Annotated in this window: 11 protein-coding genes; 7 read left to right on the top strand and 4 right to left on the bottom strand. The window is 58.8% G+C overall.

Annotated features, from left to right (window positions below; all coding sequences use genetic code 11):
- The first annotated feature begins 236 nt into the window (after nt 1-236).
- On the top strand, nt 237-1,043 hold the full coding sequence (locus tag ACR0IY_RS05685) for an NAD kinase (protein WP_480671080.1): 807 nt from the start codon (nt 237-239) through the stop codon (nt 1,041-1,043).
- Nucleotides 1,044-1,298: 255 nt separating this feature from the next.
- Here the strand turns inward: ACR0IY_RS05685 and ACR0IY_RS05680 are convergent, their stop codons facing one another.
- The 3 genes from ACR0IY_RS05680 to ACR0IY_RS05670 form a co-directional block, all read right to left on the bottom strand.
- A complete protein-coding gene (locus tag ACR0IY_RS05680; protein WP_480671078.1) occupies nt 1,299-2,732 on the bottom strand; it encodes an amidase family protein in 1,434 nt (477 codons plus the stop codon).
- 94 nt (nt 2,733-2,826) lie between these two features.
- On the bottom strand, nt 2,827-4,716 hold the full coding sequence (prpE, locus tag ACR0IY_RS05675) for a propionate-CoA ligase PrpE (protein ID WP_480671076.1): 1,890 nt from the start codon (nt 4,714-4,716) through the stop codon (nt 2,827-2,829).
- A 268-nt stretch (nt 4,717-4,984) separates the two neighbouring features.
- The gene (locus tag ACR0IY_RS05670; RefSeq protein WP_480671075.1) at nt 4,985-7,258 is read right to left on the bottom strand and encodes an NADP-dependent malic enzyme; all 2,274 of its coding nucleotides are present in this window, start codon (nt 7,256-7,258) and stop codon (nt 4,985-4,987) included.
- Between the two features lie 234 nt (nt 7,259-7,492).
- Here ACR0IY_RS05670 and ACR0IY_RS05665 point away from each other — a divergent pair, with 234 nt between their 5' ends.
- The 6 genes from ACR0IY_RS05665 (at nt 7,493) to upp (ending at nt 13,218) form a co-directional block, all read left to right on the top strand.
- Entirely contained in the window at nt 7,493-8,590 is a 1,098-nt protein-coding gene (locus ACR0IY_RS05665) for a cupin domain-containing protein (RefSeq protein ID WP_480671073.1), read from the top strand.
- Nucleotides 8,591-8,693: 103 nt separating this feature from the next.
- Nucleotides 8,694-9,086, top strand: a complete 393-nt coding sequence (locus tag ACR0IY_RS05660) for a cytidine deaminase (protein ID WP_480671071.1) — start codon at nt 8,694-8,696, stop codon at nt 9,084-9,086.
- Nucleotides 9,087-9,090: 4 nt separating this feature from the next.
- The gene (locus tag ACR0IY_RS05655) at nt 9,091-10,398 is read left to right on the top strand and encodes a thymidine phosphorylase (RefSeq protein ID WP_480671069.1); all 1,308 of its coding nucleotides are present in this window, start codon (nt 9,091-9,093) and stop codon (nt 10,396-10,398) included.
- Nucleotides 10,395-11,606, top strand: a complete 1,212-nt coding sequence (locus tag ACR0IY_RS05650; protein ID WP_480671067.1) for a phosphopentomutase — start codon at nt 10,395-10,397, stop codon at nt 11,604-11,606. The genes ACR0IY_RS05655 and ACR0IY_RS05650 overlap by 4 nt, the downstream gene beginning before the upstream one ends.
- Nucleotides 11,603-12,589 carry an adenosine deaminase gene (locus tag ACR0IY_RS05645; RefSeq protein ID WP_480671065.1) on the top strand — a complete coding sequence of 329 codons (987 nt, stop codon included), beginning with the start codon at nt 11,603-11,605 and terminating at the stop codon, nt 12,587-12,589. The genes ACR0IY_RS05650 and ACR0IY_RS05645 overlap by 4 nt, the downstream gene beginning before the upstream one ends.
- Nucleotides 12,586-13,218 (top strand): uracil phosphoribosyltransferase, encoded by a 633-nt coding sequence (gene upp / locus ACR0IY_RS05640; RefSeq protein ID WP_480671063.1) that lies wholly within the window; start codon nt 12,586-12,588, stop codon nt 13,216-13,218. The genes ACR0IY_RS05645 and upp overlap by 4 nt, the downstream gene beginning before the upstream one ends.
- A gap of 1 nt (nt 13,219) precedes the next feature.
- Here the strand turns inward: upp and ACR0IY_RS05635 are convergent, their stop codons facing one another.
- A complete protein-coding gene (locus ACR0IY_RS05635; RefSeq protein ID WP_480671061.1) occupies nt 13,220-14,236 on the bottom strand; it encodes a hypothetical protein in 1,017 nt (338 codons plus the stop codon).
- Between the last annotated feature and the right edge of the window lie 42 nt (nt 14,237-14,278).

Here is a 14,278-nt window from a genome sequence, read left to right as displayed (position 1 = left end):
CTCGATCTCGTCGCGCTGGCGCCCCAGCTCGGATGTGATCGAGCCAAAAAGCTCAGGATCGCGGTCCGAAAGGGACTGGGTGAAAAAACCGGTGTCACGAAGATTGGCGTTCATGGGGGCTCCGATTGGTTGGGAAGAAACTTGCAGATTTCCTATCGGAAACGGCATAGATGCAAAAGCAATAAAGCGACGATTTGACCTGCTACGGCGTCAAGTCTGGCCTATTGGGGAAAGGTATGGTTGTTTCGGAACCAAATGTGCAACACCGGAAACCGGAAAAGATGACAAAGAGAATCGCCTTTCTCGCCAGCGATGCCAAGGTGGCGCAGTCCGCGCGGGACAATCTTGTGAAACTGTATGGAAATGCAGCGCCCCGGGATGCGGATGTGGTGGTCGCTTTGGGAGGTGATGGCTTTATGTTGCATACGCTGCATAACATGCAGCACCTCGATACGCCGGTTTACGGAATGAACCGGGGCACTATCGGATTTTTGATGAACGAATTCCACGAAGCGGACCTTCTTGAGCGTCTGGCGTCGGCCCAGGAAGAGGTGATCAACCCTCTGGCAATGCAGGCCATGGATCAGGCAGGTAAGATGCACGAAGCGCTGGCGATCAACGAAGTTTCGCTACTGCGGGCCGGTCCGCAAGCAGCGCGGTTGAAAATCAGCGTGGATGGACGTGTGCGGATGGCCGAGTTGGTCTGTGACGGCGCATTGCTGTCCACACCTGCGGGTTCGACGGCCTATAACTATTCCGCGCATGGACCAATTCTGCCGATTGGAGCGGATGTTTTGGCGCTGACGGCGATTGCTGCATTTCGGCCCAGACGCTGGCGCGGTGCACTTTTGCCCAAGATCGCGAAGGTACGTTTCGACGTTCTGGATGCAGATAAGCGACCGGTCATGGCCGACGCGGATTCGGTTTCTTTCGCTGATATCGATTGGGTCGAAATCCGCTCGGAACCGTCTATTCAACATCGCATATTGTTCGACCCTGGACACGGGTTGGAAGAGCGTTTGATCTCGGAACAATTCACCTGATGTATCAAAAGCAAACCTTTTTTGGGGCTTGTGTGATCCAGTTCACAGGAGATTGATTCATCCTTTGTTAATCTGATCTTGCCCGGAATACACGCTAAGGTGGGAGTGAGTGGCCACCAAACGGCGTTGTCGAATAATTGCGCAGTTTTCGCGCTGGCGAAGGTAGGTGGTGCTACGTTCGTTATCAAATTTCCGGGCTTATTTTAGCAAGCGGACCCCGGGCACAATAACCCGGGGTCTATTTTTGTGGGCGTGTCACACGCCCATTTTATCCCAAAGCGGCAGGCACATCTGACCCACGCGGGCTTCGATAGCGGCGGCGGCGTCAACGGCCATGTCCTCGCGCCAGCGTTGAGCGGCGATCTGGATGTTTATTGGCTGTGGTCCTTGCGGCAGGTCGGCCAGCCGCGCGGGAACGCTTGCGGCGGGCAAGCCGAGAAAATTCATCGCGTAGGAATAGACTGCACACCCCAGAACCTCATGCACGCCTTCCGCCCCTTCGGTGTCGCGGTCCGGCCTGAAGAAAGGTTGCGGCAGGAAGGGCGAAAGGACCAAGGGGTAGTCCTGAAGAAACAGCGACCATTCCCGCGCATAATGCGTGCTTTTGGCCAACATGCGCACCAGATCGGTGCCCAGGATGGGGGGGAACTCCTGAAAATAGACATCAAAGATTTCGCGTATTGTCTCTGACCCTGCTGCCTCGATATCGCTTTTCATCAGCGTCAGAACTTCGCCCATCAGCGTGCGGTATCCCATCCGACCGCATTCGAAAACGTCCGGCGGGCTAACCTCCTCGACCACGTAACCTGCGTCAATCAGGGCATCGCGTGCTGTGTCCAGAGCTTTGTCGACCTCGGGGTGCAGGGCATAGCCGAAAGTTTCCTTGGTAAAGGCCACCTTGATTGGGCCACCGGGTGTCGCCCCGCGCCAGGGCATGGGCACATGGAACGGATCGCGTGGGTCCGCAGCAATCAGGCTGGGCATCGACAAGTGAAGGTCGGCGGCGGAGCGTGTGATCAGCCCCTGCACCGACATGGATTGCGCCAGAATTCCCCGCTCGGCCTGCTGGCTGGGATTCCAGGCTGGCACGCGGCCTAGGCCCGGTTTCACCGTGACAGCGCCGGTGGCCGCGGCCGGAAATCGCAGGCTGCCTCCGATATCGTTGCCATGAGCTAGCGCGCCGATACCAGACATAACAGCCGCGCCTGCACCGCCCGAAGACCCTCCGGGCGAGATATGCTGGCCCCATGGGTTATGAGTTCGGCCATGTAGTGGATTGTCGGTGTCGGCGCGGAATGAAAATTCGGGCGTATTGGTGCGACCGATCACAACCGCTCCGGCGCGTTGCAGGTTGCGGACGATGGGGGCGTCATTAGGTGCGATCACGTCTTTCAACGCGACAACGCCGTTAGACGTTGCGTGGCCCTTTTGATCGACATTGATCTTGATGGTGACCGGGACGCCGTGTAGCGGTCCGGGTGTTGCCCCCTGAGCGCGAGACAGGTCGAGATCACGCGCGCGTTCCAGCGCCTCGGTGCTCAGGTCCTCGACTACCGCGTTCAGCGCGGGGTTGACCTGATGCATCCGGTTGATGGCATCCTGCACCGCTTCTTCGACGCTCAGGTCTCCATTGCGCGTGCGTGCAGTCAGTTCTGCGGCGCTCAGGCGCCAGATGTCGGTATGTGTCATGGGACCTCACTGCCTTGGTCAGACAGTAGGGGTCCTGATCGCGGTTGCAAGGGAAAGGCGAGGGGCGGGCGGTCGGATGCCGCCCGCTGCAATCTTACTGTGCGTACCCGATGGATTTCAGTGCCACTGTGATCTCGTCCAAAATGGCAGGATCGTCGATGGTTGCGGGCATCTTGTACTCTTTGCTGTCAGCAATCGACACCATCGTCCCGCGCAAAATCTTACCAGACCGGGTCTTGGGCAGGCGGTCCACCACTACGGCCTGTTTAAATGCCGCAACCGGGCCGATCTTTTCGCGTACCAGCTTGACGACGTCCTGCACGACCTCGCCGTGGTCACGTTCGCAGCCCGCATTCAGGCACAGAAAGCCAACCGGCATTTGCCCTTTCAACTGATCCGTGACACCGATCACCGCACATTCCGCCACGTCGGGGTGGGCGGCGAGCACTTCTTCCATCCCACCGGTGGACAAGCGGTGACCTGCCACGTTGATCACATCATCGGTGCGCGCCATGATGTAGAGGTATCCGTCCTCATCAATCATCCCCGCATCGCCGGTTTCATAAAATCCGGGGAACTGATTCAGGTACGAGCTTTTGAAGCGCTCCTCAGCATTCCACAGAGTCGGAAGCGTCCCTGGAGGCAGGGGCAGTTTGACCGCAATCGCGCCCAGCTCGCCGGGTTTCATCGGATGGCCGCCTTCGTCCAGAATCTGCACATCGTAGCCTGGCATCGGCTTGGCGGGTGAGCCCAGCTTGACCGGCAGTTCCTCGATCCCCAGCGGGTTGCCTGCGATGGTCCAGCCGGTTTCAGTCTGCCACCAGTGGTCGATCACGGGAACGTTTAGCGCGTCCTGTGCCCATTCGATCGTGTCCGGGTCGGCGCGTTCTCCGGCCAGGAACAGAGCGCGCAGGCTGGACAGGTCGTATTTCGCGATCATCTCGCCGGTAGGGTCCTCTCGTTTTACTGCGCGGATCGCTGTAGGGGCAGTAAAAAAGCTCTTGACCTTATGTTCGGAAATCACCCTCCAGAAAGTACCCGCATCAGGGGTGCCGACGGGTTTGCCTTCGAACACAATAGTGGTGTTGCCGTGGATCAGCGGAGCATAGCAGATATACGAATGCCCCACGACCCAGCCTACGTCGGACGCCGCCCAAAACACATCACCCGGGTCGACATCATAGATGTTTTTCATGGTCCAGTTCAGCGCGACCAGATGACCGGCTGTCGGGCGGACAACGCCCTTGGGCGCGCCTGTGGTACCAGAAGTATATAGGATATAGGCAGGGTCATTGCCGTCCACTGGTACACATTCCGCCGGTTCGACGCCGTATTGGAAACCGTGCCAGTTGAAATCGCGCCCTTCGATCAGTTGCGCCACTTCCTGTTCCCGCTGGAAGATCACGCAAAATTCGGGCTTGTGGCTAGCCATGTCGATGGCGCCGTCCAGCAGAGGTTTGTAGTGCACAACTCGGCCCGGCTCCATCCCGCACGAGGCGGCGATGATCGCTTTGGGCTTGGCGTCGTCAATGCGAACTGCCAATTCGTTGCTGGCAAAGCCGCCGAACACAACCGAATGCACGGCGCCCAGGCGGGCGCACGCCAGCATTGCCTCAAGTGCTTCGGGGATCATCGGCATATAGATGATGACCCGGTCACCTTTCTCAACACCTTTTGCGCGCAGCGCCCCGGCCAGAGTGGCCACGCGGTTGCGCAGTTCAACGTACGAGATTTCGCGCTTGGTGTGGGTGATCGGGCTGTCATAGATAATCGCAGTCTGTTCACCGCGACCGTTTTCGACATGACGGTCCACCGCGTTCCAGCAGGTATTTACCTTTGCGTCGCAAAACCATTCATAAAGCGGTGCGTTGTTATCAAATAGCGCCTTGGTCGGCGGTTGCACCCAATCAATCCCCTTAGCGGCCTCCATCCAGAAAGCCTCCGGGTCGGATTTCCAGCTTTGGTAAACGTCCTGATATGCCACGATGGCCTCTCCTTTTTCTCCCTCAACAGTTTGTTAGGCGGGCAGCAGGCGGCATACAAGAAAGCGAAATGACGGAGCGTCACTTTATCGCAAAATCTTTGCATTTCGTGTTGGATTGGGCTGCAAAGTTTTGCAAACCCGTTTTGAATTGAAGCGTTGAACGCGGCGCAGGGGATATTTTGCAAACTTGCAAATCTATGAGTGCAAAGAATCAGTGGTGCCGGGTTACAGTCTGGTGCCCAGGCAGGCACCAGACCGGTTTTAGGGGTCAGCCGTAGTGTGCAACCGGTGTCCCGGCAATTGCGGCCATGTTTAGCAGGCCACGTGCCGTGATGGATGGGGTCACGATATGCGCTTTGTTGCCCATGCCCATCAGGATCGGCCCGACTTCCAGCCCGTCTGCCTTCATCTTCAAAATGTTGCGGACCCCGCTTGCCGCATCCGCGTGGGCGAAGATCAGCACATTCGCGGATCCATCCAGACGGGAATTCGGGAAAATTCGTGACCGCAGCTCTGGGTCTAGTGCCAGATCGAGGTTCATTTCACCTTCATACGTAAAGTCGCGCGGCTCAGAGTCGAGAATCTCCAGCGCCGCCCGCAGTCGTTTCCCCGAACCTTCGGTCTGATTGCCAAACTGCGATTGTGAACAGTAGGCGATTTTGGGTTCCAACCCGAACCGACGCACATGACGGGCGGCCCCGATGGTGCTTTCCGCCAGTTCCTCGGGTGTCGGCAATTGCCGCACATGGGTGTCGGCAATGAACAACGGCCCATCTTCGAGGATCATCAGGGACAGGGCGCCGTGCGGGTGCAGATCAGAGCTCCCCAAAACCTGCTCGACATAATTCAGGTGCCAGCGGTATTCGCCGAATGTACCGCAGATCATGCTGTCGGCCTCGCCGCGCTGCACCATGATAGCGGCAATCGCCGTGTTGTTCGTCCGCATAATCGCCTTGGCCAGATCAGGGGTCACACCACGGCGCTGCATGATTTCGTGATACGAGTTCCAATAATCGTAATATCGCGGATCGTCCTGCGGGTTCACGATCTGAAAATCTTCTCCTGGTCGAACGGACAAACCCAACCGTTCGCAGCGGGCAGCGATAACATCGGGACGACCGATCAAAATAGGGGTTTCGGTGGTTTCTTCCAGAATAGCCTGTGCGGCACGGAGCACCCGTTCGTCTTCACCCTCGGCAAACACGATCCGGCGCGAGGCAACAGCGGCGGCTTCGAACACGGGGCGCATCAGCAGGGCGGATTTGAAAACGGTCTGATTCAGGCGCTCTTTATAGGCATCTATGTCGTCGATCGGCCGCTTGGCCACACCGCTGTCCATCGCGGCCTTGGCGACGGCTGACGACACAACACCCACAAGGCGCGGGTCAAAGGGTTTCGGGATCAGGTAATCCGGCCCGAATGTCAGCTGCTCGCCTTTATAGGCGGCTGCGGCCTCGGCGCTGGTGGTGGCGCGGGCCATTTCGGCGATGCCATCGACACAGGCGATCTGCATCTCGTCGTTGATCTCAGTCGCGCCGACATCCAGCGCCCCCCGGAAGATGAACGGGAAACACAGAACGTTGTTGACCTGATTGGGAAAGTCGCTGCGCCCGGTGGCAATGATCGCATCTGGCGCAACCTCACGCGCAGCTTGCGGCAGGATTTCAGGCGTCGGGTTGGCCAGCGCAAAGATGATCGGGCGCTTGGCCATCTTCTGCACCATCTCGGGCTTCAGGACGTTTGGTCCACTGAGACCCAGGAACAGATCCGCTTCGCCGATGACGTCATCCAGAGTGCGCAGGTCCGATTTCTGCGCGAACTGGTCTTTGTGCGGGTTCATATCCTCTTTGCGGCCCTCGTAAACGAGCCCGTGAATGTCACACAGCCAGATGTTCTCGCGTTTGACGCCCAGTTTGACCAGCATCATCAAGCAAGCAATCCCTGCAGCCCCACCGCCGGTTGAAACGATCTTGATATCTTCGAATTTCTTGCCGGCAACGTGCAGCGCGTTCTTGGCAGCAGCCCCCACCACAATGGCGGTGCCGTGCTGATCGTCGTGAAAGACCGGGATGTTCATCCGCTCGCGGCACAGCTTCTCGACCACAAAGCAATCGGGGGCCTTGATGTCTTCCAGATTGATTGCGCCAAACGTGGGTTCTAGCGCGCAGACAATATCGGCCAGCTTTTCCGGGTCGGGCTGGTCGACCTCGATATCAAAACAGTCGATGCCAGCGAATTTCTTGAATAGAACTGCCTTGCCTTCCATCACCGGTTTTGAGGCCAGCGCACCAATGTTGCCAAGTCCCAGAACCGCAGTTCCGTTCGATACAACGGCCACAAGGTTGCCCCGCGCCGTATAGCGCTCGGCACAGGCCGCGTCTGCTTTGATCTCAAGGCTGGCTTCGGCAACGCCGGGGGAGTACGCGCGTGCCAGATCCCGGCCATTTGCCATTGGCTTCGTTGCCTTGATCTCTAGCTTTCCGGGCTTTGGATGTTCGTGATAATCAAGTGCGGCCTGCCGCAGGCTCGGTGTATCTGACATCGTCGGTTCAGCTCCCTCTTGGAATTTGATTGAGAGTTAAACTATTTTTTGTGGCTTGGCTACGTGGCGTCATCTAGCCAGAGTTTTTCGCTGTCTATGTTGGTAGTTTTACAGACTACCCTGTCCGGGGTCGTCGACTGAATTCTGGAATTCAAGCTTTTGATACTCTTTTAGATTGGCATTTTACCGCTGTTCTGGTCGGATGCTCAAAACCCAAGACTGGTGAGATACTACATGAGTAATTTGCAAACGCGGACATGCGCTGAAGTCCGCCTGCCGACACAAGAGCTGCGTGACGATATCCCGTTTTACACCAAAGTTCTGGGAATGCGGATGGATATGATCTATCCGGCAGATGATCCGCGTGTTGCTGTCTTCTCGGGGCATGGTCTGCGTGTTCGGATCGAGAAGGACGCGCCCGAAGCCCCCGGAACACTGCGCATTCTGACAGAAAACCCGGATGGTTTCGCACAGGGTCAGCGCAGCCTTGTGGCCCCTAATGGCACGCGGGTGGAAATCGATGATCTGAACCCACCGCTGATCATGCCAGATACGGTGCACTCTTTTGTTGTGCGCAGGCTCAAGGATCAGGCCCCTTGGATCATAGGGCGGGCGGGGATGCATTACCGTGATCTCGTGCCGGATCGGTTGGGCGGTTCGATCATTGCCAGCCACATTCGTATCCCGGACGGCGGCCCGGTCCCGGACATGGTGCATTTCCACAAGGTTGGGTTTCAATTGATCTTCTGCATCCACGGCTGGGTCGATGTGGTCTACGAAGATCAGGGCGACAAGATGCGTCTGACCGCTGGCGATTGCTTTATTCAGCCCCCGGAAATCCGCCACCGTGTGCTTGAGGCATCGGACAATGTGCAAGTGATCGAGATCGGCGTTCCCGCCGAACATGTCACCGAGATTGACCACGAGATGGAGCTGCCAACTCCGCACTACCGCCCCGAGCGGGAATGGCAGGGTCAGCGTTTTGTCTTCAATCAGGCCGAAGGGGCCGAGTGGCGGTCGTTCCGTCTGCCGGGCTATATCTGTCGCGACACGACGATTGCCGAAAACACCAAGGGCGTCGCCGGGGTGCAAGTCGTACGCAAAGGGCAGGGCGACCCGGTTTGGGCTGCGCACGACACGGATATCCATTTTACCTTTGTCATGAATGGCGAGGTAACGCTGGAGGGCGAGGGGCGTGAACCCTATCGCCTTGAGCAGGGCGACGCCTTTGTCATCCCGCCGGGAATGCGTACGCGGCTTGCCGATCCGTCCGAAGACGTCGAATTGCTCGAGGTGACGCTGCCGGGCACTTTCAACACGACGTTGGACTAAGAGAAATTTAGCCTATGAAATTCGCGCCCGGGGCTTCAATTCCCCGGTCGCTTTCCTTTAGGATATTACTTTCTGACCAGATGATCAAAAATGGGGAATCGCTATGACTTTGAAAGATGCGGCTTTGTCTGTTCGGGAAAAAGCTTACGCTCCCTATTCCAATTTCAAGGTGGGCGCAGCGATCCGGTCCTCCTCGGGCCAGGTCTATTCCGGGTGTAACGTTGAAAATGTGGCTTATCCCGAAGGAACTTGCGCCGAGGCCGGAGCAATCGCCGCCATGGTTGCCGCGGGCGAGCAGCAATTGACCGAAGTCTATGTGGTCGCCTCGTCTCCGCAACCTGTTCCGCCGTGTGGCGGGTGCCGCCAGAAATTGGCCGAGTTTGGCGGGCGTGACGTCACAGTGACGTTGGCCACGGTCGATGGGGCAGAATTCGTGACTACCATTGGGGACCTCCTGCCAGGCGCGTTCGACGCGTCGCACATGGAGGATGTCTGAGCCCATGGACGCACGCTCGATCATCGCAAAGCTGCGCCGCGAACAGGTGCCGACCGGCGAAGAACTGGAGTGGTTTGCACAGGGCCTTGCCGACGGTGGCGTTAGCGACGCGCAGGCGGGTGCATTTGCAATGGCAGTCTGTATGGGTGGGTTGGGTGCGCAGGGTCGTGCCGATTTGACGGTCGCCATGCGCGACAGCGGCGACGTCCTGAAATGGGATTTTGACGGACCAGTGATCGATAAACACTCGACCGGAGGGGTCGGGGATTGCGTCAGCCTCGTGTTGGCGCCTGCGCTGGCAGAACTTGGGGCCTATGTCCCGATGATCTCGGGCCGGGGCTTGGGGCATACCGGGGGAACGCTGGACAAGCTCGAAGCCATTCCCGGCGTCAGTACCCAGATCGGGCAAGAGCGCTTGACCCAGATCCTGCGCGAAACTGGCGCGGCCATTGTTGGCGCGACGGGACAGATCGCGCCGGCGGACAAGCGGCTTTATGCGATTCGCGATGTGACTGCGACGGTGGAAAGCCTAGACCTGATCACCGCGTCGATCTTGTCCAAGAAACTGGCGGCAAGCCCGCAAGCTCTGGTGCTAGATGTTAAGGTCGGCAGCGGTGCTTTCATGAAGACGCTGGAAGATGCGCGCAAGCTGGCACAGGCACTGACCGAAACCGCGAATGCGGCGGGATGCAGGACCTCGGCGGTGATTACCGACATGCATCAGCCGCTGGCACCGGCATTGGGTAACGCGTTGGAAGTGGCCGAAGTCATGAATGTCCTGACGCAAGCGCATGACGCCCCGCTTGCCGAAATCTCGGCTGAGTTGGGCGGTGTTCTATTGGCCGATGCCAGAATGTTCGCTAACGCCGAAGAAGGTCGCGCCAAGGTGGCCGAAGTTATCCGCGACGGTCGCGCGGCCGAGCGGTTTGGGCGGATGATGGCGGCGGTCGGTGGACCTCTGCAGTTTGTAAAGGACTGGTCTCGATACCTGCCCGAAGCCAGCGTGATCCTTGAGATTCCAGCTTCGACCGGCGGCTTTATCACCGCAATAGATGGAGAGGCGCTGGGCCTTGCGGTCGTCGCACTGGGCGGCGGGCGGCAGGTGGAAGGCGATGAGATCGATCCGGCAGTGGGTCTTTCAGGTATTGTTCGGCTGGGCGACAAGGTTGATGCGGGCGCGCCGTTGGCTGTTGTTCACGCCGCCCGCGAAGATGCCGCGCAACAGGCAGCAGATACGGTTCGAAAAGCGTTCACGATCAGCCCCGACGCACGCGCAGAGCCTGTGCTTATCCACGAAAGGATCACGCCGTGACCCGTGCGTTTCTGGTCGTTATGGATTCAGTGGGGATCGGCGGTGCCCCGGATGCGGATCGGTTCTTCAACGGCGAGACGCCAGATACAGGCGCCAACACGTTGGCACACATTGCGCAGGCCTGCGCCGAGGGTCGGGCCGAAGACGGGCGCTCGGGTCCATTGCGCCTGCCCAATCTGGATGCGATGGGGCTGGGGGCCGCAACGCGTTTGGCTTCGGGTGCGGAAACGCCTGGATTGCAAACCGCACCTACTGGCCTTTGGGGATGCGCGCGCGAGCATTCGCCGGGCAAGGATACGCCTTCGGGCCATTGGGAACTGGCCGGACTGCCAGTGCCGTGGGACTGGCATTATTTCCCTGATACCACGCCGTCCTTCCCATCTGATCTGAGCCGCGCCGCTGCCGACGCAGCCGGAACGGAAGGAATTCTGGGAGATTGCCACGCCTCGGGGACGGCGATAATTGCCGAACTTGGGGTCGAGCATATGCAGACCGGCTGGCCGATCTGCTACACCTCAGCCGACAGTGTGTTCCAGATCGCGGCGCATGAGGAAAGCTTTGGCCTCGACCGCTTGCTGGACATGTGCAAAAAGCTGGCTCCGCGATTGCACGAGATGAAAGTGGGGCGCGTTATCGCACGGCCTTTTGTGGGCTCGCCTGAACAGGGATTTACCCGGACCACAAACCGCAAGGATTTCGCCATCCTGCCGCCCGCGCCCGTTCTGACCAATTGGGCGCAAGACGCTGGCCGCCGGGTTCATGCGGTGGGTAAGATTGGCGATATTTTTTCGATGCAGGGGATCGACACGCTGCGCAAAGGTTCGGATGCCGAACTGATGGGGCACCTGTCAGATCTGGTCGATAAGGCCGAAGAGGGCAGTCTGACCTTCGCCAATTTCGTCGAGTTCGACAGTCTGTACGGCCACCGCCGCGATATCAGCGGGTATGCCCGTGCGTTAGAGTGGTTTGACCGTGAACTCGGCACGATTTTGAAAAAACTTCGTCCAGGCGACCTAATGCTGCTAACTGCCGATCACGGCAATGACCCCAGCTGGATCGGTACGGACCATACACGCGAACAGGTGCCCGTATTGACCGCAGGTCCCAGCGCGGGCCAGATCGGCGCGATCAGTTTTGCCGACGTGGCTGCCAGCATCGCACACCATCTGAACATACCGGCACAAGGGCCGGGGAAGAGTTTTCTATGACTGTCGCCGACCTGCCAAAGATCGAACTGCACCTGCACCACGAAGGCGCGGCCCCGCCCGCCTTTATCCGCCAGCTTGCCCACGAAAAGCGCATTGACCTAAGCGGAATTTTCACGCCGGACGGTGGCTATGACTTCCGCGACTTCGCCCATTTCCTTAGCGTGTACGAAGCCGCCTGTGAGGTGCTGAAATCACCCGAGGATTTCCGTCGCCTGACGCTCGCGATCCTCGAAGAAAGCGCGGCCAATGGCGTGGTCTATTCCGAGACGTTCCTAAGCCCCGATTTTTGCGGTGACGGTGATCTGCACGCGTGGCAGGATTACCTGAACGCCATTCAGGACGCGGCCCACGAGGCAGAGCGTAAGTTCGACATCACGCTACGCGGCGTTGTTACCTGCGTCCGCCATTTCGGGCCGGAACAGGCCAAACGCAGCGCCCACTGCGCGGCAGAAACTGCGGGTGACTGGATTACAGGGTTCGGCATGGGAGGCAATGAATCCGTTGGCACTCAGGGCGATTTCAAGTGGGCTTTTGACTGCGCCCGCGAAGCAGGTCTGCGTCTGACCACGCATGCCGGTGAATTTGGCGGCCCGGAAAGTGTTCGTGATGCAGTTCGGGAGCTGGGTGTGGAACGTGTCGGTCACGGTGTCCGCGCCGTCGAAGACGACGACTTGATCCGGGAACTTGTTGACCGAGAGATCACGCTTGAGGTCTGCCCTGGCTCGAACGTGGTGCTGGGGCTGTTTCCCGATTTTGCAGCACATCCAATTGCGGACTTGCGTGACCAAGGTGTCAATGTCACCGTCTCCACCGATGATCCGCCGTTTTTCCACACCACTATGCGGCGCGAATATGAGATGCTGAGCCAAGCCTTTGGCTGGGAGGCTGAGGATTTCGCAGCCCTGAACAATACGGCCCTTGCGGCCGCCTTTTGCGATGATGACACCCGCGCGCGGGTCAAGAAAAGACTGGAGAGACCATGAGCGAACACCTGACCGTCGTTGATCACCCGCTGGTCCAGCACAAACTGACGCTCATGCGGGACAAGGGCACGTCGACTGCCGGATTCCGTCAGCTGTTGCGTGAAATCACCCTACTGTTGGCCTATGAGGTCACGCGTGAGCTGAAGCTGACCACCCGACATATCGAAACCCCTATGGAGGAGATGGATGCCCCGATCCTTGCTGGCAAAAAGCTGGCGCTGGTTTCAATCCTGCGGGCGGGCAACGGCATGCTGGATGGGGTGCTGGAACTGATCCCATCGGCGCGGGTCGGGTTTGTCGGGTTGTACCGGGACGAAGAGACGCTAAAGCCGGTCCAGTATTATTTCAAGGCACCCGAAGGGCTGAAAGATCGACTGGTCATTGCCGTTGACCCAATGCTGGCTACGGGCAACAGCTCGGCGGCTGCAATTGACCTGCTGAAAGAAGCGGGCGCCACCGATATCCGTTTTCTCTGTCTGCTGGCCGCGCCTGAGGGCGTGGCACGCATGAAAGAGGCACACCCGGACGTCAAAATCGTAACCGCTTCGCTGGATCGTGAGCTGAACTCCAAGGGCTATATTATGCCCGGTCTGGGCGATGCGGGCGACCGGATGTTCGGCACCAAGTAATCTATTCACCGCAGATGTTTTGCAGCCGGACCCAGTCGCGATCCGGCAGAACCTGAGGCAAAGGACGGCCCGCCATCGGGTCGGCCTCGATCAGGCCCAGAACCGTTTCGCCGGTGATGTCCGTCGCGTAGGCATATGGTGTCGATGGCAAAGCGGTTTGGGCGAACACAGCCAGCAGATCGTCTTCGGGTAAGGAAGTGCGCGGTTCCGCCAAAACCTGCTCGGTATAGCTGTCGACTATCCCGGATGTCAGCTCTCCGGTCGTCAGCAGGCGGAAGGCCGTCGTGACACCGGTACGGTCCAGCAGGTCATCCAGCGGGTCCTGCGCTTCGGCACGCGCGCGTTCGGCAATGATGTAACCTGCGGCAACCGAGGGGTCTTCGTGATCCTCGACCAGCGCCCGGTTCAATAGAACGATTCCGCCCGGCAGACTGAGGCTGCTTTGCACCCCGGCTGGCAGAATGACAACCTTGCGAACTCCGGTACGCGCAGCCAGTTGATCCAAGGCGCCTTGTGTACTTTCGGAGTTGCAAGCCCGACCGGAAACTCTTTCGATTCGTTGCAGAATCGTATTGCCAATGTCCTGACGTTTGATGTCTGGCACGACCGAGACAACGTGGTTTTGCAAAGCCGCAGGTGCCCACAGGAGCAGCAACGCAGCAACGGCAGCGACGACACCCGCGACGCTCAACCAGCGCAATCGTCCGGGATGGGGGCGCGCCCGGTCAATAGCGCGTTGCAGCCGGTTGATCGCTTCGATCATCGTGGTTTCTGATTCAGCCAGTTCTAACGTTTCGTCCGGGTCGCCGTCCGGGTTGAAGATGGCCGGGAATGTGCCCGGATTCTGGCGTTCCAATGCTGCCAGAGACCAGTGGGTCAAGGCCTGCTCATTGAAATCTGAGATCGTCAGCGTGGCTTCGCCAATCGACACTACGACCTCGCGCCGCTGAACTTCGGGCGAGGGCCGCCACAGACCGGTCGCTTCGATCCTCTGGTACTGTTTAAGGGCCGTCTTCAAGGTGAACGCTGCTCGTGATTATTTTGCCGTAGCTTAACACGC

Source organism: Ruegeria sp. BC1 (assembly GCF_056539305.1).
This window is presented reverse-complemented; position numbering and strand designations above follow the sequence as displayed.

Excerpts from the sequence above, each read along its gene's own strand:
- ACR0IY_RS05680 (WP_480671078.1), bottom strand. The coding sequence starts at position 2,732 with ATGACACATACCGACATCTGGCGCCTGAGCGCCGCAGAACTGACTGCA.
- ACR0IY_RS05660 (WP_480671071.1), top strand. The coding sequence starts at position 8,694 with ATGACTTTGAAAGATGCGGCTTTGTCTGTTCGGGAAAAAGCTTACGCT.
- ACR0IY_RS05685 (WP_480671080.1), top strand. The coding sequence starts at position 237 with ATGGTTGTTTCGGAACCAAATGTGCAACACCGGAAACCGGAAAAGATG.
- ACR0IY_RS05665 (WP_480671073.1), top strand. The coding sequence starts at position 7,493 with ATGAGTAATTTGCAAACGCGGACATGCGCTGAAGTCCGCCTGCCGACA.
- ACR0IY_RS05655 (WP_480671069.1), top strand. The coding sequence starts at position 9,091 with ATGGACGCACGCTCGATCATCGCAAAGCTGCGCCGCGAACAGGTGCCG.
- upp (WP_480671063.1), top strand. The coding sequence starts at position 12,586 with ATGAGCGAACACCTGACCGTCGTTGATCACCCGCTGGTCCAGCACAAA.
- ACR0IY_RS05670 (WP_480671075.1), bottom strand. The coding sequence starts at position 7,258 with ATGTCAGATACACCGAGCCTGCGGCAGGCCGCACTTGATTATCACGAA.
- ACR0IY_RS05645 (WP_480671065.1), top strand. The coding sequence starts at position 11,603 with ATGACTGTCGCCGACCTGCCAAAGATCGAACTGCACCTGCACCACGAA.